Raw genomic sequence first — 19,786 nt, forward strand, 5'->3', positions numbered from 1 at the left:
GCGGGCTCCGGCGGCGACGTACCGCACGCGCTGCGCGAGCTCGCCGCCCTCCCCGGGGCCGGGGACCTCCGGGTCGCCGCGGCGGCCTGGCAGGTCGCCCACCGCACCGGCCACGGGCTCGCCGACGCGCTGGGCCGCGTTGCTGACGAGCTCCGCGCCGCCGAGCAGACCCGCCGGGTCGTGGCGGGCGAGCTCGCCTCGGCCCGGGCGACCGCGCGTCTGGTGGCCGCCCTCCCGCTGGCGGCGCTGGTGCTCGGCACCGGCGCCGGGTCGGACCCGTGGGCGTTCCTGCTGCACCAGCCGCTGGGCTGGGGCTGCCTGGCGGGCGGGCTGGCCTTCGGCCTGGCCGGGCTGAGCTGGATCGAGGCACTCGCGGCCGACGTGGAGCGGGCCCGATGAGCGCGCTCGTGGTCCTCTGCGCGGCCGCAGGTGTCGCGCTGCTGGTCGCGCCCGACCTCTCCGCCGTGCCGCCGACGCGCCCGGGGCCGTCCGCAACCCCGCCTGCCGACGGTCTGCTGCGCCGGTGGCGGTCGGTCTGGGCGGTGCTCGCAGGCGCGGGCGGCGGGCTGCTCGTCGGTGGCGCGCTCACGGTGCCGTCTGCCCTGGCGATCGGCGCGATCGTGTGGGTGATGGCGGGCCGGATCGAGCCGGCCGCGATACGCCGCAACCGCGAGGACGTACGCCGCGACCTGCCGCACGTCGTCGCCCTGCTCGCCTCCGCCCTTCGGGCCGGCGTCGCGCCCGCGACCGCGATCGGCCTGGTGGCGCGGGCGCTCCCCGGCCCCGCGGCCGACCGGCTGACCGCGGTGGCGGCCCGCCTCGAGCTCGGCGGCGAGCCGGCGGAGGTGTGGCGATCCCTGGCCGCCGACGACGTGCTCGCCCCGCTGGGCCGCACCTTGGCGCGGGTCCACCGCACCGGGGCTCCCGTCGTCGCCGAGATCGAGCGGCTCGGAGCCGAGCTCGCCCGGACCGCCCGCGCCGAGGTGGAGGACCGGGCCCGCGCCGTCGGCGTACGGGCCGCCGTGCCGTTGGGCGTCTGCCTGCTGCCCTCGTTCCTGCTGCTCGGCATCGTCCCGCTGGTGGCCGGGCTGGCCTCCGCGATCAGGTGGTGAGGGGTCCCGCGAGTCCCTCGGACCCCACGTCGGGCCGTTCTCGAGGCCGCGGCCTGTGGAGATCACCGGTCCTCCACAGGCCACGGCACGGGGAGGCGCCCGATGTCGACGCCGAGGCGCAGTGTTGCCCTCCCGCGGCCGCATCGGGTGGCCGCAGACCTGCTGAGGAGAACCAGATGACCTCCACGATCCGACCGGCGCAGCACGACGAGCGCGGCATCACCACGGCGGAGTACGCCGTCGGCACGGCCGCCGGCGCAGGCCTCGCCGGTCTCCTCTTCAAGCTGCTGACCGGCGGCTTCGGGGACCACCTGCTCAAGACACTGTTCGCGCACGTGCTGTCCCTGCTCGGCATCGGCTGAGCCGTGCTACGGACCGAGCGGGGCGCCGCGACGGCAGAGCTGGCGATGGGGCTGCCGCTGCTGTTCGGGGTGACCCTCGGCCTGGTGTGGCTGCTCTCGGTCGGAGCGGCCCAGGTCCGCACCGTCGACGCCGCGCGCGAGGCCGCCCGTGCGGCCGCTCGGGGCGACGACCCGGCGGCCGCGCTGGCGGCCGGGCAGCGGGTGGCGCCCGACGGGGTCACCGTCGCGGTGACCAGCGGCGGAGGGCAGGTGATCGCCACTGCGACCGGGACGGTGGCGGGTCCGGGCGGCCTGTTCGGCTTCCTGCCCGGCGCCCACGTCCACGCGCAGTCGGTCGCCCTCGCCGAGGGCGAGTCGTCGCCATGAGCGCGGACGGGGAGCGGGGTGGCGCGACCGTCCTGGTGGTCGCCGTCCTCGGCGTCCTGCTGTTGCTCGGCGCCGCCCTGGGGGTGGTCGGGGCGATGGTCGCCGCTCACCGCCGGGCCCAGGCGGCGGCCGATCTCGCGGCGCTCGGTGCCGCCCGGGTCCTGCAGGCCGGTGGCGACGCCTGCGGTCGGGCGGCCGGGCTGGCCACCGCCAACGGCGCGGTCCTGACGGCTTGCACGGTGGAGGGCCCCGACGTACGGGTCGAGGTCACGGCCGAAGGACCCCGCTGGCTCGGCCAGACCGCCGACCTGGCGGCCCAGTCCCGGGCCGGGCCGGGCCCGTGATCAGGAGTCGAGCAGGGCGTCCAGCAGCAGGACGGCGCCGCGCTTGTCGAGCGGGTCGTTGCCGTTGCCGCACTTGGGGGACTGGATGCAGGACGGGCAGCCCGCGTCGCACTCGCACGCGGCGATGGCGTCCCGGGTGGCGGTGAGCCAGGTGCGGGCCGTGCGGTAGCCGCGGGCCGCGAAGCCGGCGCCGCCCGGGTGCCCGTCGTGGACGAAGACGGTGAGCTGGCCGGTGTCGGGGTGCAGCGCGGTCGAGACCCCGCCGATGTCCCAGCGGTCGCAGGTCGCGAACAGGGGCAGCAGGCCGATCGAGCAGTGCTCGGCGGCGTGCGCGGCTCCGGGGAGGTCGGCCGGGTCGATCCCGGTCGCCTCGACGACGGCCGGCGGCACGGTCCACCACACGGCGGTCGTCCGCAGGGTCCGCTCGGGCAGGTGGAGCGGGGTCTCGTCGATGACCTCGCCGGAGACGGCCCTCCGGCGCAGGTACGACGTCACCCGGCTCGTCACGTCCACGGTCCCGGTCGACAGCCGGCACTCTCCCCACCGCTCGGACGCGGACTCGGAGACGATCGCGATGTCGGTGATCTCGCGGGCGGTGGTGCTGTAGTCGACGAGGCTGAGCTGCATCACGGCCACGTGCTCCTCGAGGTCCAGCGACTCGACCAGCCACGTCTCGCCGCGGTGCAGGTACACCGCGCCCTCATGGGCGACCGAGTGGGCGCGACCCCCGTCGACGGTGCCCACGACCCGGCCGCTGCCCCCCTCGATGAGCTGGACGGCCGTGCCGCCGGTCGAGCGGATGTCGGCCAGGTCGGCGGCGCGGCGGCTGTCGGTCCAGAACCAACCGGCCGCCCGCCTCCGGAGAAGACCGACCTCCACCAGCCCGCCGAGGACCTCCCGGGTCCGCGGCCCGAAGATCGCGAGCTCGTCGGGTCGCAGCGGCAGCTCCTGCGCGGCCGCGCACAGGTGCGGGCCGAGGACGTAGGGGTTGTCGGTGTCGAAGACGGTGCCCTCGACCGGTGCGCCGAGGAGCGCCTCCGGGTGGTGGACCAGGTAGGTGTCCAGCGGGTCGTCGCGGGCCACGAGCATCCCGAGGGCCGCGCCCCCGCTGCGCCCTGCGCGCCCGACCTGCTGCCAGAACGCCCCACGGGTGCCCGGGTAGCCCGCCACCACGACGGCGTCGAGCCCGTGCACGTCGATGCCCAGCTCCAGCGCGTTGGTGGCGGCCATCCCGAGGAGGCGTCCCGCGCGCAGGTCGGCCTCCAGGGCGCGTCGCTCCTCGGGCAGGTAGCCGCCGCGGTAGGCCGCGACCCGGTCCCGCAGCTCCGGGTCGACCTCGGCCAGCCACTCCGAGGCCCGCATCGCCACCGTCTCCACCCCGCGCCGCGAGCGCACGAACGCCAGCGTCCGCACGTCGTTGAGGACCAGGTCGGTGAGCAGCTCGGCGGTCTCGGAGGTGGCCGGGCGGCGTACCGGTGCGCCCTGCTCGCCGGTGTGCTCGGTCAGCGGCGGCTCCCACAGCGCGATCGCGGTCGCGCCGCGAGGGGAGCAGTCGTCGGTCACCGCCGTCACCGGCAGGCCGGTCAGTCGGGCCGCGGCGACCTCCGGCTCGGCCACCGTCGCCGAGGCCAGGACGAAGACCGGCTCGGCGCCGTACGCCGCACACACCCGACGCAGCCGGCGCACGATCTGGGCGACGTGGGCGCCGAAGACGCCGCGGTAGTGGTGGCACTCGTCGATCACCACGAACCGCAGCGACCCGAAGAAGCGCGCCCAGCGCGCGTGCGCGGGCAGCAGCGAGCGGTGCAGCATGTCGGGGTTGGACAGGACGTACTCGGCGTGGTCGCGCGTCCACTCCCGCTGCTCGGGCGTCGAGTCGCCGTCGTGGGTGGCGACCCGTACGTCGAGCCCCAGCCCCTCGATCGCCGAGCGCTGGTCCTGGGCCAGCGCCTTGGTGGGGGCCAGGTAGAGCACGCTCGCCCCCCGCTGTCCGCGCGGGCCCCGTGCCTCGCGGATCGCGGTGAGCGCGGGGAGCAGGTAGGCCAGCGACTTGCCCGAGGCGGTGCCGGTCGCGAGCACCACGTGCTCGCCGCGCCGGGCCGCCTCCGCCGCGACGACCTGGTGGCGCCAGGGCTGCTCGACCCCGCGCCGGCGGTACCCGGCGAGCACCTCGGGATCGGCCCACGACGGCCACGCCTCCATCACCGCGGCCCGCGCCGGGAGCGTCTCCAGGTGGGTGAGCCGGTCCGCCCGCCCGGGGGCGGACATCAGCCGCTCGAGCACCGCGGCGGGGTCGGTCCCGGCCGTGGTCTCGGGGACCGGAAGTGCGCTCACCGCACGATCGTGACACGCCCCGCCGACGATGGGCAGGCCCACCCGCGACATGGCCGCGACGTGACCGCGGTGTGACAGTCTGCTCGTTGTCGTGCGCATGTTTCTCCGCCGTGGTTTGATAGCAGCGCTGAGACGTCGGGAAATCTCTGGAGTTGTCGTGGACTTGACGCTGTCGACGAGTGTGGTGGGGAGCCGCACCATCGTCGCCGTAGGCGGCGAGATCGATGTGTACACCGCGCCCAAGCTGCGCGACACCATCACCGATCTCGTCGCGGCGGGAACCTATGAGCTGGTCATCGACATGACCGCCGTCGAGTTCCTCGACTCCACGGGCCTCGGTGTCCTGGTCGGCGGTCTGAAGAAGGTGCGCGCCAACGGCGGCAGCCTGGAGCTGATCTGCAACAACGACCGCCTGCTCAAGATCTTCAAGATCACCGGCCTGGCGAAGGTCTTCGTCATCCACGCCTCCTCCGAGGCGGCGCTCGCCTGAGCGAGCAGGCCGCTGAGGCCGACGAGACCCTGAGCGTCTCCACGCTCGAGCTGTTCTTCGACCTGGTCTTCGTCTTCGTCGTCACCCAGCTGTCCACGGTCCTCGAGGAGGGCCGCTGGCACGGCCCGGCGTACGCCGCCCTGGAGCTGCTCGCCGTCTACTGGATGTACGGCGGCTTCTCGTGGCTGACCAATGCGCTCGGTGGCTCGGTCTGGCGCCAGCGCGTGGCGCTCGGCGCCGGCATGTTCGCCTTCTTCGTGGTGTCGCTGGCGGTCCCCGGGGCGTTCGGCAGCGACGCGGTGGCCTTCGGCATCGCCTATCTCGGGCTGACGGTGGTCCACACCATCGCATTCCTGACCCTGGGCCGCTCCGGCACCTTCGGCGCGATGATCCGGATCGGCAGCACCAACCTCGTGGCCGCGGGGCTGATCCTGGCTGCGGCGTACGCCGATCACACCCTGCGCTGGGCGCTCTGGATCGCCGCGGTCCTGCTGCAGTGGGCGCCTCCGCTGCTCGGCTTCGTGGCGGGCTTCCCGGTCGCCGTCGCCCACTTCGCGGAGCGGCACGGTCTGATGATCATCATCGTTCTCGGGGAGTCGCTGCTGAGCATCGCGAGCGCCGCGCTCGGCGAGGACGTGACGATCCACCTGGTGCTCGGCACGACCGGCGGGCTGCTGGCGGCGTTCGCGCTGTGGTGGTGCTACTTCGACGGCGAGGACGACGCGGGCGAGGCTGCTCTGCGCGACTTCGCTCCGGAGCAGCGCGGCATCCGCGCCCTCGTCGGCTACGACATCACCCATGTGCTGATGCTCGGCGGCGTGGTCGCCATCGCCGGTGGCACCCGCGGCGGCCTGCCCGACCTCGCGGCGCCGGCCGACACCGAGTCCGCGGTGCTGGTGGCGGCGGGCGCGTCGGCGTACCTGCTGGGCCTGGTGGGGTTCCGGCTGGTCCTGCGCCACGCGCCGGCGACCCTGCGCGCCGTGGCGGCGCTGGTGGTCCTCGCCGCGATCCCGGTGGGCACCTCCGCGGGCACGTCCGAGGAGCTGGCCGTGATCGCAGCGATCATCACGTCGATGCTCATCGTCGAGCGCCTCACCCGACGCTCTACCGTGGACCCGTGACCCTGGGACCCGAGCTCGCCGCCCGCCTCCGCCCCGCCCTCGAGGACGCCGACTTCACCTACGACGCGGTCAGCGAGCTGCTCGGCGAGGCAGCCCATGCGGCGCTGTCGCGCAACGAGACGACGCCCGCGCTGCGGCGTACCCTGCGCGACTCCGGCCCCCTGGCCACCCTGGTCAAGCTGTTCCTGCTGCAGCGCGAGGTCGACCGCGCCGACGCCGAGCGGGCCCTGCCCGGCCTGGTCGACGAGCTCGCTGCCGCGGGCTTCGTGGCGCAGAGCGTCGGCGAGGTCGCGGCCCGGATGGACTGCCGTCCGTACGCCGTCGAGGGCGCCGACCTCTGGGTCGTGAGCGACCTGACGCCCGGCCTGGACGGCACGCCCACCGTCGTCAGCGGCGACTACGTGCTCGGCATCAGCCAGGCCTCGTCGTCCCTCGCCCAGCTCACGCTGCGCCACGACGTCGACAGCGCGCTCGACCTCGGCACCGGCTGCGGCGTGCAGGCCCTCCACCTCGCCGAGCACGCCGATCGGGTGGTCGCCACCGACGTCAACCAGCGTGCGCTGCGCATGGCGCGGTTCAACGCGTACCTCAACGAGGTCGACGACAAGGTCGACGTGCGCGAGAGCAGCTTCTTCGAGGGCCTGCAGGGCGAGCGCTTCGACCTGATCGCGACGAACCCGCCGTTCGTCATCTCGCCCGCGACCGGCGAGCGCCTGGTCTACCGCGACTCCGGCCTGCCCGGCGACGGCGTCGTCGAGCACATCGTGCGTACGGCGCCGCAGCACCTCACCGAGGGCGGTTGGTGCCAGGTGCTGGCCAACTGGGTGATCGACGAGGGCCGCCCCTGGGACGAGCGGATCGGGTCCTGGCTGCCCGCCGACTGCGATGCGTTCGTGGTGCAGCGCGAGGTGCTGGACCCGGCGTCGTACGTCGAGCTCTGGCTCAAGGACTCCGGCCACCACCCCGCCACCGGCGGCGATCGTCGTCAGTACGCCGAGCGCTACGACACCTGGCTGTCCTGGCTCGAGCACCAGGGGGTCGGCGGGATCGGGTTCGGCTGGATCAACCTGCACCGCTCCGGCGGAGCGCGCACCGTGGAGCTGCTCGAGTGGCCCTACGAGGTGGAGCAGCCGATCGCCCCGGCGATCGGCTCGTGGGCCGACCAGGTGGCCGTCGCCGCGACCGTCGGACCGGACTCCCGGCTGACCCTGCGTGAGGACGTCGTCCAGGAGACGCAGGGCCCGGCCGGTGCCGAGGACCCCTCCACGATCGTGCTGCGCCAGCAGCGCGGCTTCCGGCGTGCGCGTCAGGCCGACACCGTCGTCGCGGCGGTCGTCGGTGCCTGCGACGGCGAGCTGTCCGTCGGGCAGATCCTCGACGCGGTCGCGCAGCTGCTCGAGCGCGACGCCGGAAGCCTGCGCGAGGTGTACCTCCCCGAGATCGCCGACCTGGTCCGCGAGGGCTTCCTCTCCTGACCCGCTGGCACACTGGCGGGGTGACGAACGCAGGCTGGTACCCGGACCCCGCGGGCACGCCGAACACCTATCGCTACTGGGACGGCCGGGCCTGGAGCCAGGTGACCAGCACGGACCCGTTCGGCCAGGGCGGGCCCCAGCAGCCGGCGCCCGCGACCACCCCGCCGCCGATGGTCCCGCCGGCGCCCCCGGCACCGCCCGCACCACCGGCGCCGCCGGCATCCCCCCAACCCCAGGCGTACGGCGCCCTGCCGGACACTCCGCAGCAGTGGAGCCCGATGCCGGGCGCGCCGATCCCGGCCCAGCCCGGCGGCGGCTCGCACACCGGCCGCACCATCGCGATCGTGACCGCGGCCGTGGCCTTCCTGGTGCTGCTCGCCATCATCGCGTTCGTCGCGGTCCGCACCCTGGGCAGCGACGACGCGGGCCCGAGCGCGGAGCCGGCCACCAGCGACACCCCCACGGCCACCGACTCGACCACTCCCGGCACCGCCCCGAGCGGCGGAGTGGTGCCCTCCGCCCCGCTCGGGAGCATCACGCCCACGGCGTTCCAGTGCGACGGTGTCACGCCCCAGATCGGCGGTTCGTCGACGGCCGGCAGGATCCGCGGAGGGGGCCTTTCCGCGCCGGCGTTGGCGGACCACGGCTACAGCGTCGATCGCGCCGATGCCGGCGCCATCACCTTCGCATCAGGCGTCAGCATGGTCAGCAAGGTGGTGTCCCAGGGCTGGATCTCGATGATGGCGCTCGGTTCCCTGCCGAAGGCCAACGGCTTCCACTCGCCGGAGCAGGCCGCGCGCGTGGTCGTCGCGTGCATGGCCGCCGACCCGAACATGTACCGCGGCGCCTACGCAGTTCCGGAGGTGTCGGCCCAGAACACGAAGGTGGACGGGCACGCGGCCTTCTCGCTCGTGCAGCAGATCAAGGTCAACGACCCGACGACCACTGCGCTCGGTGACACCGTCCAGGTGGTGGTCGTGGACACCGGGAACGCCAAGTCGTACGGGGTGTTCCTGATGGGGGTGCCGATCGGCAACAAGTCCCTCGAGGCTCTCGAGAAGTTGACCGCTGCCAACGTACGTGTCGGTTGACGACCCGTCTCCGCTTCGGATCCTCTCCTGAGGAGGTGCTTGGCAACCGACGATGGCAGCGGCCTGTGGATGCCCGGTTTCCCCTTTACGCGGTGGGGTAGGCGGCCTTCACGTCGGCTCTTTCTCGGGAGGTTGAAAATGTTGGTCCAGAGGCGCGCGCATGTCGCGCTATTCGTTCGCATCCTGGTCTTGGTGATGGTGGCGATGGTGGCGACGGTCTCGCTGGCTGAGCGGCGGCCCGGCGGGCGGCCGGAGGCAGTGCCGGAGATCGCTCCAGTCGTGGCGGACTATCCGTGCGAGCACCGCCGGTCGCCCGGTAGGAGATGCCACCCGTTCGTCAGCCCCAGTCGCATCATGGTGCGGGAATTCAAAGGTGGCTACCTGGGGACGGCACGCGGGATCCGGCTACCGTCGTGGGTATTCAGGCGGGCCAAGGAGTACGTCCTGGCACATCCGAGCGTGGCGCCATGCTCCGCGAATCCGGCGTGCTACGGCCCGCTGCTCCGCCAGCGTGGTCTGGCTCCGCGCGGAATCAGTTGGCCCTGGCATTGGGGATGGTTGCAGTGGACCGCGCGCACGCTGAATGATGGCCGATGCGTTTCTGTGCCCACGCCGGCAACGCTGCCCTTGTGGTTCTTCGGCTGCCACAGCACGCCCGACTGGGTCCAGGAAACGCGCCGAGTCGAGGTGATCTGTGGCGGTGCTGGGATCATCATCGGCTTCGCTACGCGCAATCCGATTGCGGTCGGCAGCGGTGTCTCGACCTGTGCTTGGAGTCAGACCAGCTCGAAGTTCTGGAGGTAGGTGAGTTGTCGAATCGACGAGGGGATTTCTGGGGACCTCCCGTGTGGAGGCAGGTACTTATCGGCGTGCTGGGCTTGCTCGTGCTCGGAGCCTGGTTCTACCTCGCCGCGCGGTTCTTGGGAGGTTAGCCGCGCTCGCTCCAAGGGTCCTTCACTGAAGTGAGCCCGCCCACAGAGCGGGCTGCGGGAAGCGGCGGACTGGACAGCACCCGCTACCGTGATCGGCCGTGAGGACCTGACATCGGGGATCGGTGTCCTCCTGAACGGTTCGAGCACAGCAGTCAGACAGCAGATAGGCGCTTCCCAGTGGCACACAAGTTGGTGATCGTCGAGTCACCGGCCAAGGCCAAGACCATCGGCGGGTACCTCGGCGACGGCTTCGTCGTGGAGTCCTCGATCGGTCACATCCGCGACCTCCCGAACAACGCGGCCGACACCCCGGCGAAGATCAAGAACGAGCCGTGGGGCCGGCTGGCGATCGACGTGGACCACGGCTTCACGCCGTACTACGTGGTGCCGCGCGACAAGAAGAGCCACATCTCCAAGCTGAAGCAGCTCATGAAGGACGCCGACGAGCTCTTCCTCGCCACCGATGGTGACCGCGAGGGCGAGGCCATCGCCTGGCACCTGCTGGACGAGCTGAAGCCGAAGAACATCCCCGTGCACCGGATGGTCTTCCACGAGATCACCAAGCCCGCCATCCAGGAGGCCGCCGCCCACCCGCGCGAGCTCGACATGGACCTGGTCGAGGCGCAGGAGACGCGCCGGCTGCTCGACCGGCTCTACGGCTACGAGGTCAGCCCGGTCCTGTGGCGCAAGGTCATGTCCGGCCTGTCGGCCGGCCGCGTCCAGTCGGTCGCAACCCGGCTCGTGGTCGACCGCGAGAAGGAGCGGATGGCCTTCAAGCTGGCCTCCTACTGGGACCTGGAGGGCACCTTCGACGCGGGCGCCGACCGCGATCCGCGGATGTTCCCGGCCAAGCTCTACACCGTCGACGGCTCCCGGGTCGCGTCCGGCGCCAACTTCGGCGACGACGGCGTGCTCAAGGCGTCGGCCAAGAACGTGGTCCACCTGGACCGCGCCAAGGCGGAGGCGCTGTCGGCGGCACTGGCCGACACGACGTACGACGTCCGCTCGGTCGAGTCCAAGCCCTACAAGCGCAGCCCGTACCCGCCGTTTCGCACCACCACGCTGCAGCAGGAGGCGAGCCGCAAGCTCGGCATGAGCTCCTCGACGACGATGAGCGTCGCGCAGCGGCTGTACGAGAACGGCTTCATCACCTACATGCGTACCGACTCGACCACGCTCTCCGGCGCGGCCATCGGTGCGGCCCGGGCCCAGGTCCAAGAGCTGTACGGCGCCGAGTACGTCCCCGACGCGCCCCGCAGCTACGCCAACAAGGTCAAGAACGCCCAGGAGGCGCACGAGGCGATCCGTCCCGCCGGCGACAGCTTCCGTACGCCGGCGCAGACCGGCCTCAAGGGCGAGCAGTTCCGGCTCTACGAGCTGATCTGGATGCGCACCGTCGCCTCGCAGATGAAGGACGCCGTCGGCCAGTCGGTGTCGATCCGGATCGGTGGCTCCGCCGCGACCGGCGAGGACGTCGTCTTCTCCGCGTCCGGCCGGGTCATCACCTTCCACGGCTTCCTCAAGGCGTACGTCGAGGGCACCGACGACTCCTCCGCGTCCAAGGACGACACCGAGACGCGACTCCCGAACCTGCTCGAGGGCGACCGGGTCACCTCGGCCAGCGTCAGCGCGAGCGGCCACGAGACCAAGCCGCCGTCGCGCTACACCGAGGCGACGCTGATCAAGGAGCTGGAGGATCGCGAGATCGGCCGGCCGTCGACGTACGCCTCGATCATCGGGACCATCCTCAACCGCGGCTACGTGTTCAAGAAGGGCACCGCCCTGGTGCCGCACTGGATCGCGTTCTCGGTCACGCGGCTGCTGCAGGAGCACTTCACCCGGCTCGTGGACTACGAGTTCACGGCCGGGCTGGAGGAGATCCTCGACGAGATCGCGCGCGGCGAGAAGGACAAGGTCACCGAGCTCCAGGAGTTCTACTTCGGCTCCGAGAAGCTGGCCGGCGTCAAGCCGCTGGTCGACGGGCTCGGCGACATCGACGCCAAGGAGCTCGCGACCTTCCCGGTGCGCGAGCCCGACGGCAGCGACACCGGCATCGCGCTGCGGGTCGGCAAGTACGGGCCCTACCTCGAGGGCCCCGGCCCGGACGGCGGTGACGGCGCGGCCGTCCGCGCCAACGTGCCCGACGACCTGCCGCCCGACGAGCTGACCGCGGCCAAGGCCCGCGAGCTGCTCGCCAACCCGGCCGGCGAGGAGATCGAGCTCGGCACGCACCCGGAGACGGGGCTGCGGGTCGTGGCGAAGAACGGCCGCTTCGGCCCCTACGTCACCGAGGTCCTGCCCGAGGACGCGCCCAAGAGCGCCAAGCCGCGCACCGGGTCGCTGTTCAAGTCGATGAGCCTGGACACGATCACCCTCGAGGACGCGATCCGGCTGATGTCGCTGCCCCGCGTCGTCGGCGCCGACCCCGAGTCCGGCGAGGAGATCACCGCCCAGAACGGCCGCTACGGCCCGTACCTGAAGAAGGGCACCGACTCCCGCTCGCTGACCACCGAGGACCAGATCTTCGGCATCACCCTCGACGAGGCGCTGAAGATCTACAGCCAGCCCAAGCAGCGCGGCCGCGCCGCCGCCGCGCCGCCGCTCAAGGAGCTCGGCCCCGACCCGGTGTCGGGCCAGCCGATCGTGGTCAAGGCCGGCCGGTTCGGGGAGTACGTCACCGACGGCGAGCACAACGCGACGCTGCGCAAGGACGACACCGTCGAGGCGATCACCCTCGAGCGGGCCGCCGAGCTGCTGGCGGAGCGGCGGGCCAAGGGTCCGGCGAAGAAGGCCACGAAGAAGGCGGCCAAGAAGGCGCCCGCGAAGAAGGCCGCCGCCAAGAAGGCTCCGGCGAAGAAGGCTCCGGCCAAGAAGACGGCTGCCAAGAACAAGAAGACGGCTGCCAAGAAGTCGTAGGTCTCGTATCGAAACCACCGTCGGCGGTACGGCGTACCTTGGCCGCATGCAACGGGTCCGGATCCACAACCTCGGCATCTCCCTGGACGGCTTCGGCACCGGGGAGGGGCAGTCGCTCGAGTCGCCGTTCGGCCACGCCGGGCACCGGCTGATGGAGTGGTTCTTCCCCACGGCGACCTTCCGCGCGATGACCGGGCAGGGCGACGGCCTCCCGGGCTCCGAGGCCGATGACGCGTTCGCGTCGCGCTGGGGCGAGGGGATCGGCGTGGAGATCATGGGCGCGAACAAGTTCGGCCCGCCCGGCTGGCAGGACGACGCTGCGTGGCAGGGCTGGTGGGGCGACGAGCCGCCGTTCCGCACCCCCGTCCTCGTGCTGACGCACCGGCCGCGGCCCTCGATCGAGATGGCCGGCGGCACCACCTTCCACTTCCGCGACGCGTCGGTCGAGGACGCCCTCGCCGAGGCGCGCGAGCTCGCCGGCGACCTCGACGTCCGCATCGGCGGCGGCGTCACGGTCGCGCGCGACTTCCTCGCCGCCGGCCTGGTCGACCACCTGCACGTCGTCGTCTCGCCGATCGTGCTGGGCCGCGGGGTCCGGCTCTGGGACGGCCTGGAAGGCCTCGAGGCGTCCTACGACGTGGCCACCGAGCGCACCCCGAGCGGCGTCACCCACGTGACCTTCGAGCGCTGAGCCCAGGCTAGGTTGTGGCGGTGAGCTCGTCCGGGATGTACGCCGACTCCGGGCTGTTCGTCTGCTTCGAGGGCGGTGAGGGCGGCGGCAAGTCCACCCAGTCCCGGCTGTTGCGCGACCGGCTGGAGGCGGCCGGCCACACGGTGCGCCTGACCTTCGAGCCCGGCGACACCCCGGTCGGCAAGGAGATGCGCCGCATCGTGCTCTCGCCGGAGACCGGCGCGCTCGCCAACCGCACCGAGGTCCTGCTGTACGCCGCCGACAAGGCCGAGCACGTCGACACGGTCGTGCTCCCGGCGCTCGAGCGCGGCGAGGTCGTCATCACCGATCGGTACGTCGACTCCTCGCTGGCCTACCAGGGCGCCGGCCGGGCCGAGGACCTCGCCGGCGTCGAGGCCGTGCAGCGCTGGGCGACCCGCGACCTGCGCCCGCACCTGACCGTGGTGCTCGACCTGGAGCCGGCCGCCGGACTCGGCCGCTTCGAGGGCCGCGACCGGATCGAGGGCGAGTCGCTGGAGTTCCACCAGCGGGTCCGCGCCCACTTCCTCGAGCTCGCGGCCACCGATCAGGAGCACTACCTGGTGCTCGACGCGCGGGGAAGCATCGAGGAGCTCCACGAGCGGATCCACGACCGGGTGGAGGCACTGCTGCGATGACGGTGTGGGACACCCTGGTCGGCCAGAGGCCCGCCATCACGGCCCTCTCGGCAGCCGCCCGCGGCGACGGCATGACCCATGCCTGGCTGTTCACCGGCCCGCCCGGCTCCGGCCGCTCCAACGCCGCGGTCGCGTTCGCCGCGGCACTGCAGTGCCCGCGCGGAGGCTGCGGCGAGTGCCACGAGTGCCACACGGTGCTCGCGGGCAGTCACGCCGACGTGTCCGTCGTCCGCACCCAGAAGCTCTCGATCGGCGTCGCCGAGGTGCGCGACCTCGTGCGCAAGGCGGCACTCACCCCGATGGGCGACCGCTGGTCGATCCTGATCGTCGAGGACGCCGACCGGCTCACCGAGCAGGCCTGCAACGCGCTGCTCAAGGCGATCGAGGAGCCCAACGGCCGCACGGTCTGGATGCTCTGCGCGCCGACGGTCGAGGACGTCCTGCCGACGATCCGCAGCCGCTGCCGGCTGGTCACCCTGTCCACGCCGACCACCGCCGAGGTCGCCGCGTTCCTGACCGCCAAGGGCGTCGCGGAGCCGCTGGCGACGTACGCCGCCCGCGCCAGCCAGGGCCACATCGGCCGTGCGCGGGCGCTCGCGTTCGACGAGGATGTGCGCAAGCGGCGGGGCGACGTGGTCGCGATCCCGATCGGGCTGACCTCGCTCGGCCGGTGCATGGCGGCGGCATCGCTGCTCGCCGACACGGCCAAGGCGGAGGCGGACGCGATCACCAGCCAGCTGGACGCGCAGGAGAAGGCCGACCTGGACGCGGCGTACGGCGTGGTCGAGCGCGGGCGCCGGCCGCGCGAGTACGCCCCCGCGCTCCGCGACCTCGAGAAGGACCAGAAGACGCGGGCCAAGCGCCGCCACCTTGACGTCATCGACCGCGGCCTGACCGACCTGATGTCGGTCTACCGCGACGCGATCGCGGTGGCGGCCGGTGCGGCCGGCGACTTGGTGAACGAGGAGATCCGCGTCGACGTCGTACGGCTCGCGGAGGCGTCCACGCCCGAGCTCAACCTGCGCCGGATCGGCGCGATCTTCGGCGCCCGCGAGCAGATGCTGGAGTTCAACGTGCCACCGGCGCTCGCGCTGGAGTCGATGATGGTGGCGCTCGTGGCGCCGACACGATGAGGGAGACGCGGATGCGCAAGAGGATCGTGGCCGGGCTGGCGGCCTGCCTGCTGCTGGCGGGCTGCATGGACTCCGGCGGCTCCGGTGGCTCGGCGCAGCCCACCCCTGCGGCGACGCACGGCTCGACGTCCACCGGCGCGGGTCTGGGCGGCCTGGCGACGTACTACCAGCAGAAGCTGGACTGGTCGGCCTGCGGCGACGACCAGTGCGCCTCGCTGTCGGTGCCGGTCGACTACGCGCACCCCGCGAAGGCGAGCGTGAGCCTGCACGTCGAGAAGGCGCCCGCGACCGGCGCGAAGCCGATCGGGGCGCTGGTCGTGAACCCGGGCGGCCCCGGCGCACCCGGCGACTACCTGGCCTCGGACGCGAAGAGCTACTTCGCGCCGCCGCTGCGGGCGGCGTACGACATCGTCGCCTTCGACCCGCGCGGGACCGGCAAGTCGGACCCCGTCGACTGCCTCAGCGACACGCAGGTGGACGCGTACATCGCGGAGGACCCCGCGCCGTCCACCCCCGCCGAGGTCCGGCAGTACGTCGCCGCGGGCCGCACCTTCTGGAAGGGCTGCCAGCAGCGCTCCGACGCGCTGATCAGCCATGTCAGCACCGTCGACGCCGCGCGGGACATCGACATCCTGCGGGCCGCGCTCGGGCAGGACAAGCTGGACTACCTGGGCTTCTCCTACGGCACCAAGCTGGGCGCGACCTATGCCGAGCTGTTCCCGAAGAAGGTCGGCCGGATGGTGCTCGACGGCGCCGAGGACGTCGCGCTGAGCACGCGCGAGAGCGCGCTGCACCAGGCGGCCGGGTTCGAGACGGCCCTGCGCTCCTACGTCGGCAACTGCGTCGACCAGGGCGACTGCTTCCTGGGTTCCAGCATCGACGCGGGGCTGGCGAGGATCTCCGCGCTGCTCGCCTCGATCGAGAAGAAGCCGCTGCCCACGAAGTCCGGCCGCGAGCTGACGATCGGCAACGCCGTCTACGGCGTGATCGCGCCGCTCTACCAGCGCGCGGAGTGGAGCTACCTCGACGCCGGTCTGCAGCAGGCGCTGCAGGGCAACGGCACGATCCTGATGCTGCTCTCGGACTCCTACTCCTCGCGCAACCAGGACGGCACCTACGCCGACAACGGCATCGAGGCGATCGGGGTGATCAGCTGCCTGGACGACCCGTGGGCGATCGCCCCGCAGAAGGTGCCCGGCCAGTACCCCGCCTTCGAGAAGGCCTCGCCCACGTTCGGCAAGATCTTCGCCTGGGGCCTGACCTCGTGCTGGGGCGACCCGTTCCACAACACCGACCGCCCCGGCCTGAAGATCGACGGCGCGGGCGCCGCGCCGATCGTCGTGATCGGCACGACCCGCGACCCGGCGACGCCCTATGAGGAGGCGGTCGCGCTCGCGAAGGAGCTGAAGTCCGGCGTACTCATCAGCCGGGACGGGGACGGCCACACCGGCTACGACAAGGGCAACACCTGTGTCGACGACGCCGTCCACTCCTACCTGATCGACGGCCACGTCCCCCAGGACGGCCTGAGCTGCTGATCCCGATTCGGACGCCGCCCGGCGGTCTCGGTATGCTTCCCCGGTCCGCCGACGTGTCGGCGTACGCCGCCTTAGCTCAGTCGGTAGAGCGAATCACTCGTAATGATTAGGTCGTCGGTTCGATTCCGACAGGCGGCTCCGATAGGGCCACTGGCCCGGGGCCAGCTGGTCACCTGCCGTGCCGGCGCTTGCCGGGCACGCCCGTCGCTCGAGCGAGGAGCGCGTCGATCGCAGGTGTGGGAGAGGCGCTGGTCAGCGCGACCTGCACCTTCGGGAACGCGCCGACGACGTAGCGGGCACGCGGGCGTCGCGCCGTGAGCGCCCGCTCGATGGTGCGCGCCACCTTGTCTGCGGGGGCCGCGAGCTTCTGCGACAACGGGATCGACTTGCGGTAGCCGGCGATGTGGCCGGCGTACAGCTCCTGGGCGGGCTGCGACATCGCGGCGACGTAGCCGTCGAAGTCGGCCTCCGCGTTGCCCCAGATGTCGGTGGCGATCTGGGCCGGTTCGACGAGCGAGACCGCGATCCCCCACGGCCGAAGCTCCATGCGCAGGGCATCGGCCGCCCCCTCGAGCGCGAACTTGGAGGCGTTGTAGGCGCCGGTGAGCGGCGTGGCGATCCGTCCGCTCACCGACGACGTGAAGACGATCCGCCCGCGGGAGGCGCGCAGCCGCGGCAGCAGCTCCTGGGTGAGCGCGATGTGCCCGAAGAAGTTGACCTCCAGCTGCGCGCGAAGGGTGGCCATCGGGAGGCCCTCGATCGGGCCGAGCATCGCGACGCCCGCGTTGTTGACCAGCGCATCGAGCACGGTCACCTCCCGCGCGACGCGGTCGATGTGGGCGGGGTCGGTGATGTCGACGACGATCGGCGTGATCCGCCGGGACTCGGCCGCCAGCGCCGTGCCGTCCTCCTCTCGGCGTACGCCGGCGAGGACGTCCCAGCCGGCGCGGGCGAGGCGGAGCGAGGTGGCGCGACCGATGCCCCGCGAGGCGCCGGTGATCAGGACCGTGGGCATGCGCCGACTGTACTGGCGGACCCGCGCGGTCGCCTGCGGCGCGGGGCCTGACCCGAAAACGTGAAAGACCCCGCTGAGAAGTCTCGGGTCAACTCAGCGGGGTCGAGTAGAAGCATGCCCGAACCGGAGGGCGTTCGCAGGAAAACCCGGCAAATCCAGCGTTTGTGCGGACAAGGACCCGCCGGAATCAGCCGTCGAGGCGCTCCAGGAGGGCCTCGGCCCGCGCGCGGAGGTCCTCCATCTCGGCCAGGACCTCGCGGAGCGCGGCGACGTCCTCGAGGACGGTACGGCGCCGGTCGCCGCCCTCGGCGATCCGCACCATCTCGCCCGGCTCCCAGCCGAGCGCGGTCTCGATCGCACGTTGGCTGGTCTCGCCGACCAGGTTCGCGCCGCGTTCGATCTCGGCGACGGTGCGCAGCGAGAGCCCGGCCGCGAGGGCCAGGTCGGCCGAGGTCTTCATCCCGAGCGCGCGGCGTCGGGTCCGGACCGAGTCCGCGAGACGTACGAGATCCATGCCCGCATCGTCGCAGATCCGGGCCTCACTCCTGAGGAGGGCAGAGGCAGAACGGGTGGCCGTCGGGGTCGATCATGACCCGCCACGATCCGCCGACGCTCGAGGCCGGCTGGGTGTCGGCGACGGTCGCCCCCAGGCCGACCGCGTGCTCGGTGGCGGCCTCCAGGTCGGGCACGCGGAAGTCCAGGTGGAACTGCTGCGGGTGCTCCTGGCCCGGCCATTCGGGGCGGCCGTAGTCGGCGACGGTCTGGAAGTTGAAGGTCGCGCCGAGGACCGACGCGGAGGCGTAGCCGTACTCCGGGTAGTCGCCGGTCACCTCGCCGCCCGTGAGGTCGGCGTAGAAGCGGGCGAGGGCGGCGGCGTCGGCGGAGTCGATGGTGAAGGCGATCAGCTCGGTGATGGGGGTGGGGGTGCTCATGACTCCACCCTGCACCCGACCACCGACATCCTCAGGAGTGGGCGTCGGCGGGCGAATCGGGAGGCAACGGCGCCCCGTTCGCTTCGGAAGGCCTCCTCCACTGCCACACGGGGCAGGCTCAGGAGACGAACGCGTCGACGACGATCCCGTTCCCCGTGCTCGCGGCCTGGTGCTGGCCGGCCACCACCACCCGGAGCGTGTGGGATCCCGTGGTGAGGCCGGTGAAGGTGCGCAGGACCCTCGGTGTCGTCGCCGCCGCATAGTTGTCCACGGTCGCCACCGGTACGTCGTCGATGAGCACCGTGGCGATGCCCTGGTCGGGGCCCTCGGCGGTCTCCCAGGTCACGGTGGTCCCGGAGAAGGTGACCATGGCCTGGGCTCCGGGCTGGGCAGTGATCCGCTCGCCGCCTCCGTCGGCAACCGGTGACGACAGGCCCGCCCATCCGGCGTACCTGACACCGAGGCTGTTGTCGTCGACGTGCACCGTCGCACCGACCAGGAACTCGTCGAGCGAGATGGCGATGCCCGTCGATGCGAGGTTGCGGGTGCCGGTCGAGACGAGCCGCGCGAAGTGGACGCCCGCGCCGAGCCCGGTGAGCGACCGGGTGCGGACACCGGGCGTTGCCGAGTACAGGTCGACCGTGCCCAGCCGACGTCCGTCGACGACCAGCCGGGCGATGCCTCGGCCCGGGCCGGTGCACGCGACGTAGCCGAGCCGACCGCCCGCGAACCACAGGCCGGCCGAGCCGGTGCCGACGTGCTCGCCGCCCTTGCTGGCGCCCGCGGTGGCGACCCTGCTCCACCCGCCCAGGCGCACCGCCTGACCGTTCTCCTGGACGGTGTCGCCGACGACGAGGTCGTGGGTCGCGCTCGCGCTGCCGTGCGTGGAGTTGGCGTTGGTGATCCTCGCGACCACCGCATACAGGCCGGACCGGGGGAACGCGTAGGTGATCTCGTCACCGAACCCCATGCGGGTGCCGAGGTGGCTGCCACCGTCCTGGAACCAGGTCCAGACCACCGAGCACGGCGGCTGGTCGCAGGTGCCGGTGAACGTGAAGGTCACCGGGGCGCCGGGCGCAGGGGTGGTGGCGCTGATGGTGAAGTCGGCCGTCGGCAGCGCCGAGGAGACTGCGGGCGTGAGCGCGACGACCGCTGCTGCGGTCAACCCGGCGAGGACGGCACGGACAGGGCGACGAGGTACGGGCTGGACACGCATGGGGAGCCTCCAGACTCACGGCAGGGATGATCCCTCTCTCGCGATGATCCGCGCGCCCCGCT

19 protein-coding genes and 1 tRNA gene are annotated in these 19,786 nt (G+C 72.4%); 15 read left to right on the forward strand and 5 right to left on the reverse strand.

Annotated features, from left to right (window positions below):
* From ACYU8V_RS11450 to ACYU8V_RS11470, 5 genes are all read left to right on the forward strand, one after another.
* Window positions 1-399: type II secretion system F family protein (locus ACYU8V_RS11450; protein ID WP_460847461.1), on the forward strand; the 399-nt coding region annotated here is incomplete at its 5' end.
* A complete protein-coding gene (locus tag ACYU8V_RS11455) occupies window positions 396-1,112 on the forward strand; it encodes a type II secretion system F family protein (protein WP_460847462.1) in 717 nt (238 codons plus the stop codon). The genes ACYU8V_RS11450 and ACYU8V_RS11455, both read left to right, overlap by 4 nt.
* A 176-nt stretch (window positions 1,113-1,288) precedes the next feature.
* The gene (locus ACYU8V_RS11460) at window positions 1,289-1,474 is read left to right on the forward strand and encodes a DUF4244 domain-containing protein (protein ID WP_460847464.1); all 186 of its coding nucleotides are present in this window, start codon (window positions 1,289-1,291) and stop codon (window positions 1,472-1,474) included.
* 3 nt (window positions 1,475-1,477) lie between these two features.
* Entirely contained in the window at window positions 1,478-1,840 is a 363-nt protein-coding gene (locus ACYU8V_RS11465) for a TadE family type IV pilus minor pilin (protein WP_460847465.1), read from the forward strand.
* A complete protein-coding gene (locus ACYU8V_RS11470) occupies window positions 1,837-2,184 on the forward strand; it encodes an Rv3654c family TadE-like protein (protein ID WP_460847467.1) in 348 nt (115 codons plus the stop codon). Before ACYU8V_RS11465 ends, ACYU8V_RS11470 begins: the two co-directional genes overlap by 4 nt.
* Here ACYU8V_RS11470 and ACYU8V_RS11475 read toward each other — a convergent pair whose 3' ends face one another.
* Window positions 2,185-4,518, reverse strand: a complete 2,334-nt coding sequence (locus ACYU8V_RS11475; protein WP_460847469.1) for a DEAD/DEAH box helicase — start codon at window positions 4,516-4,518, stop codon at window positions 2,185-2,187.
* 157 nt (window positions 4,519-4,675) lie between these two features.
* On the opposite strand from ACYU8V_RS11475, the gene ACYU8V_RS11480 reads away from it, so the two are divergent.
* The 10 genes from ACYU8V_RS11480 to ACYU8V_RS11525 all read left to right on the forward strand — a co-directional run bounded on the left by ACYU8V_RS11480 (window position 4,676) and on the right by ACYU8V_RS11525 (window position 16,699).
* A complete protein-coding gene (locus ACYU8V_RS11480; RefSeq protein ID WP_460847471.1) occupies window positions 4,676-5,008 on the forward strand; it encodes an STAS domain-containing protein in 333 nt (110 codons plus the stop codon).
* A 29-nt stretch (window positions 5,009-5,037) separates the two neighbouring features.
* Window positions 5,038-6,129, forward strand: coding sequence for a low temperature requirement protein A (locus ACYU8V_RS11485; RefSeq protein WP_460847951.1), 1,092 nt, complete (start codon window positions 5,038-5,040; stop codon window positions 6,127-6,129).
* Window positions 6,126-7,604: a DUF7059 domain-containing protein gene (locus ACYU8V_RS11490; protein WP_460847473.1), complete on the forward strand. Its 1,479-nt coding sequence runs from the start codon at window positions 6,126-6,128 to the stop codon at window positions 7,602-7,604. Before ACYU8V_RS11485 ends, ACYU8V_RS11490 begins: the two co-directional genes overlap by 4 nt.
* Window positions 7,605-7,624: 20 nt before the next feature.
* Entirely contained in the window at window positions 7,625-8,695 is a 1,071-nt protein-coding gene (locus ACYU8V_RS11495) for a DUF2510 domain-containing protein (protein WP_460847474.1), read from the forward strand.
* Window positions 8,696-9,804: 1,109 nt separating this feature from the next.
* Entirely contained in the window at window positions 9,805-12,543 is a 2,739-nt protein-coding gene (gene topA / locus ACYU8V_RS11500; protein WP_460847476.1) for a type I DNA topoisomerase, read from the forward strand.
* Window positions 12,544-12,589: 46 nt separating this feature from the next.
* Window positions 12,590-13,234 carry a dihydrofolate reductase family protein gene (locus tag ACYU8V_RS11505; protein WP_460847478.1) on the forward strand — a complete coding sequence of 215 codons (645 nt, stop codon included), beginning with the start codon at window positions 12,590-12,592 and terminating at the stop codon, window positions 13,232-13,234.
* A gap of 20 nt (window positions 13,235-13,254) precedes the next feature.
* Window positions 13,255-13,890, forward strand: coding sequence for a dTMP kinase (gene tmk, locus ACYU8V_RS11510; RefSeq protein ID WP_460847480.1), 636 nt, complete (start codon window positions 13,255-13,257; stop codon window positions 13,888-13,890).
* Window positions 13,887-15,023 (forward strand): DNA polymerase III subunit delta', encoded by a 1,137-nt coding sequence (locus ACYU8V_RS11515; protein ID WP_460847481.1) that lies wholly within the window; start codon window positions 13,887-13,889, stop codon window positions 15,021-15,023. Before tmk ends, ACYU8V_RS11515 begins: the two co-directional genes overlap by 4 nt.
* A gap of 11 nt (window positions 15,024-15,034) precedes the next feature.
* A complete protein-coding gene (locus ACYU8V_RS11520) occupies window positions 15,035-16,561 on the forward strand; it encodes an alpha/beta hydrolase (RefSeq protein WP_460847482.1) in 1,527 nt (508 codons plus the stop codon).
* Window positions 16,562-16,626: 65 nt separating this feature from the next.
* Window positions 16,627-16,699: transfer RNA gene (locus ACYU8V_RS11525), tRNA-Thr, on the forward strand.
* Between the two features lie 31 nt (window positions 16,700-16,730).
* Here the strand turns inward: ACYU8V_RS11525 and ACYU8V_RS11530 are convergent.
* The 4 genes from ACYU8V_RS11530 to ACYU8V_RS11545 form a co-directional block, all read right to left on the reverse strand.
* Complete coding sequence (locus ACYU8V_RS11530) at window positions 16,731-17,576, reverse strand: SDR family oxidoreductase (RefSeq protein WP_460847483.1); 846 nt, start codon at window positions 17,574-17,576, stop codon at window positions 16,731-16,733.
* A 187-nt stretch (window positions 17,577-17,763) separates the two neighbouring features.
* A complete protein-coding gene (locus ACYU8V_RS11535) occupies window positions 17,764-18,090 on the reverse strand; it encodes a helix-turn-helix domain-containing protein (protein ID WP_460847485.1) in 327 nt (108 codons plus the stop codon).
* 25 nt (window positions 18,091-18,115) lie between these two features.
* On the reverse strand, window positions 18,116-18,508 hold the full coding sequence (locus ACYU8V_RS11540) for a VOC family protein (protein ID WP_460847487.1): 393 nt from the start codon (window positions 18,506-18,508) through the stop codon (window positions 18,116-18,118).
* 118 nt (window positions 18,509-18,626) lie between these two features.
* Window positions 18,627-19,724, reverse strand: coding sequence for a PKD domain-containing protein (locus ACYU8V_RS11545; protein WP_460847489.1), 1,098 nt, complete (start codon window positions 19,722-19,724; stop codon window positions 18,627-18,629).
* Window positions 19,725-19,786: the final 62 nt, after the last annotated feature.

Source organism: Nocardioides ultimimeridianus, from assembly GCF_054777895.1.

What these genes read in the sequence shown, in the direction of transcription:
- ACYU8V_RS11515 (WP_460847481.1), top strand. Translation starts at nt 13,887, where the DNA reads ATGACGGTGTGGGACACCCTGGTCGGCCAGAGGCCCGCCATCACGGCC.
- ACYU8V_RS11540 (WP_460847487.1), bottom strand. Translation starts at nt 18,508, where the DNA reads ATGAGCACCCCCACCCCCATCACCGAGCTGATCGCCTTCACCATCGAC.
- ACYU8V_RS11520 (WP_460847482.1), top strand. Translation starts at nt 15,035, where the DNA reads ATGCGCAAGAGGATCGTGGCCGGGCTGGCGGCCTGCCTGCTGCTGGCG.
- ACYU8V_RS11460 (WP_460847464.1), top strand. Translation starts at nt 1,289, where the DNA reads ATGACCTCCACGATCCGACCGGCGCAGCACGACGAGCGCGGCATCACC.
- ACYU8V_RS11530 (WP_460847483.1), bottom strand. Translation starts at nt 17,576, where the DNA reads ATGCCCACGGTCCTGATCACCGGCGCCTCGCGGGGCATCGGTCGCGCC.
- ACYU8V_RS11455 (WP_460847462.1), top strand. Translation starts at nt 396, where the DNA reads ATGAGCGCGCTCGTGGTCCTCTGCGCGGCCGCAGGTGTCGCGCTGCTG.
- ACYU8V_RS11545 (WP_460847489.1), bottom strand. Translation starts at nt 19,724, where the DNA reads ATGCGTGTCCAGCCCGTACCTCGTCGCCCTGTCCGTGCCGTCCTCGCC.
- ACYU8V_RS11470 (WP_460847467.1), top strand. Translation starts at nt 1,837, where the DNA reads ATGAGCGCGGACGGGGAGCGGGGTGGCGCGACCGTCCTGGTGGTCGCC.
- ACYU8V_RS11535 (WP_460847485.1), bottom strand. Translation starts at nt 18,090, where the DNA reads ATGGATCTCGTACGTCTCGCGGACTCGGTCCGGACCCGACGCCGCGCG.
- ACYU8V_RS11505 (WP_460847478.1), top strand. Translation starts at nt 12,590, where the DNA reads ATGCAACGGGTCCGGATCCACAACCTCGGCATCTCCCTGGACGGCTTC.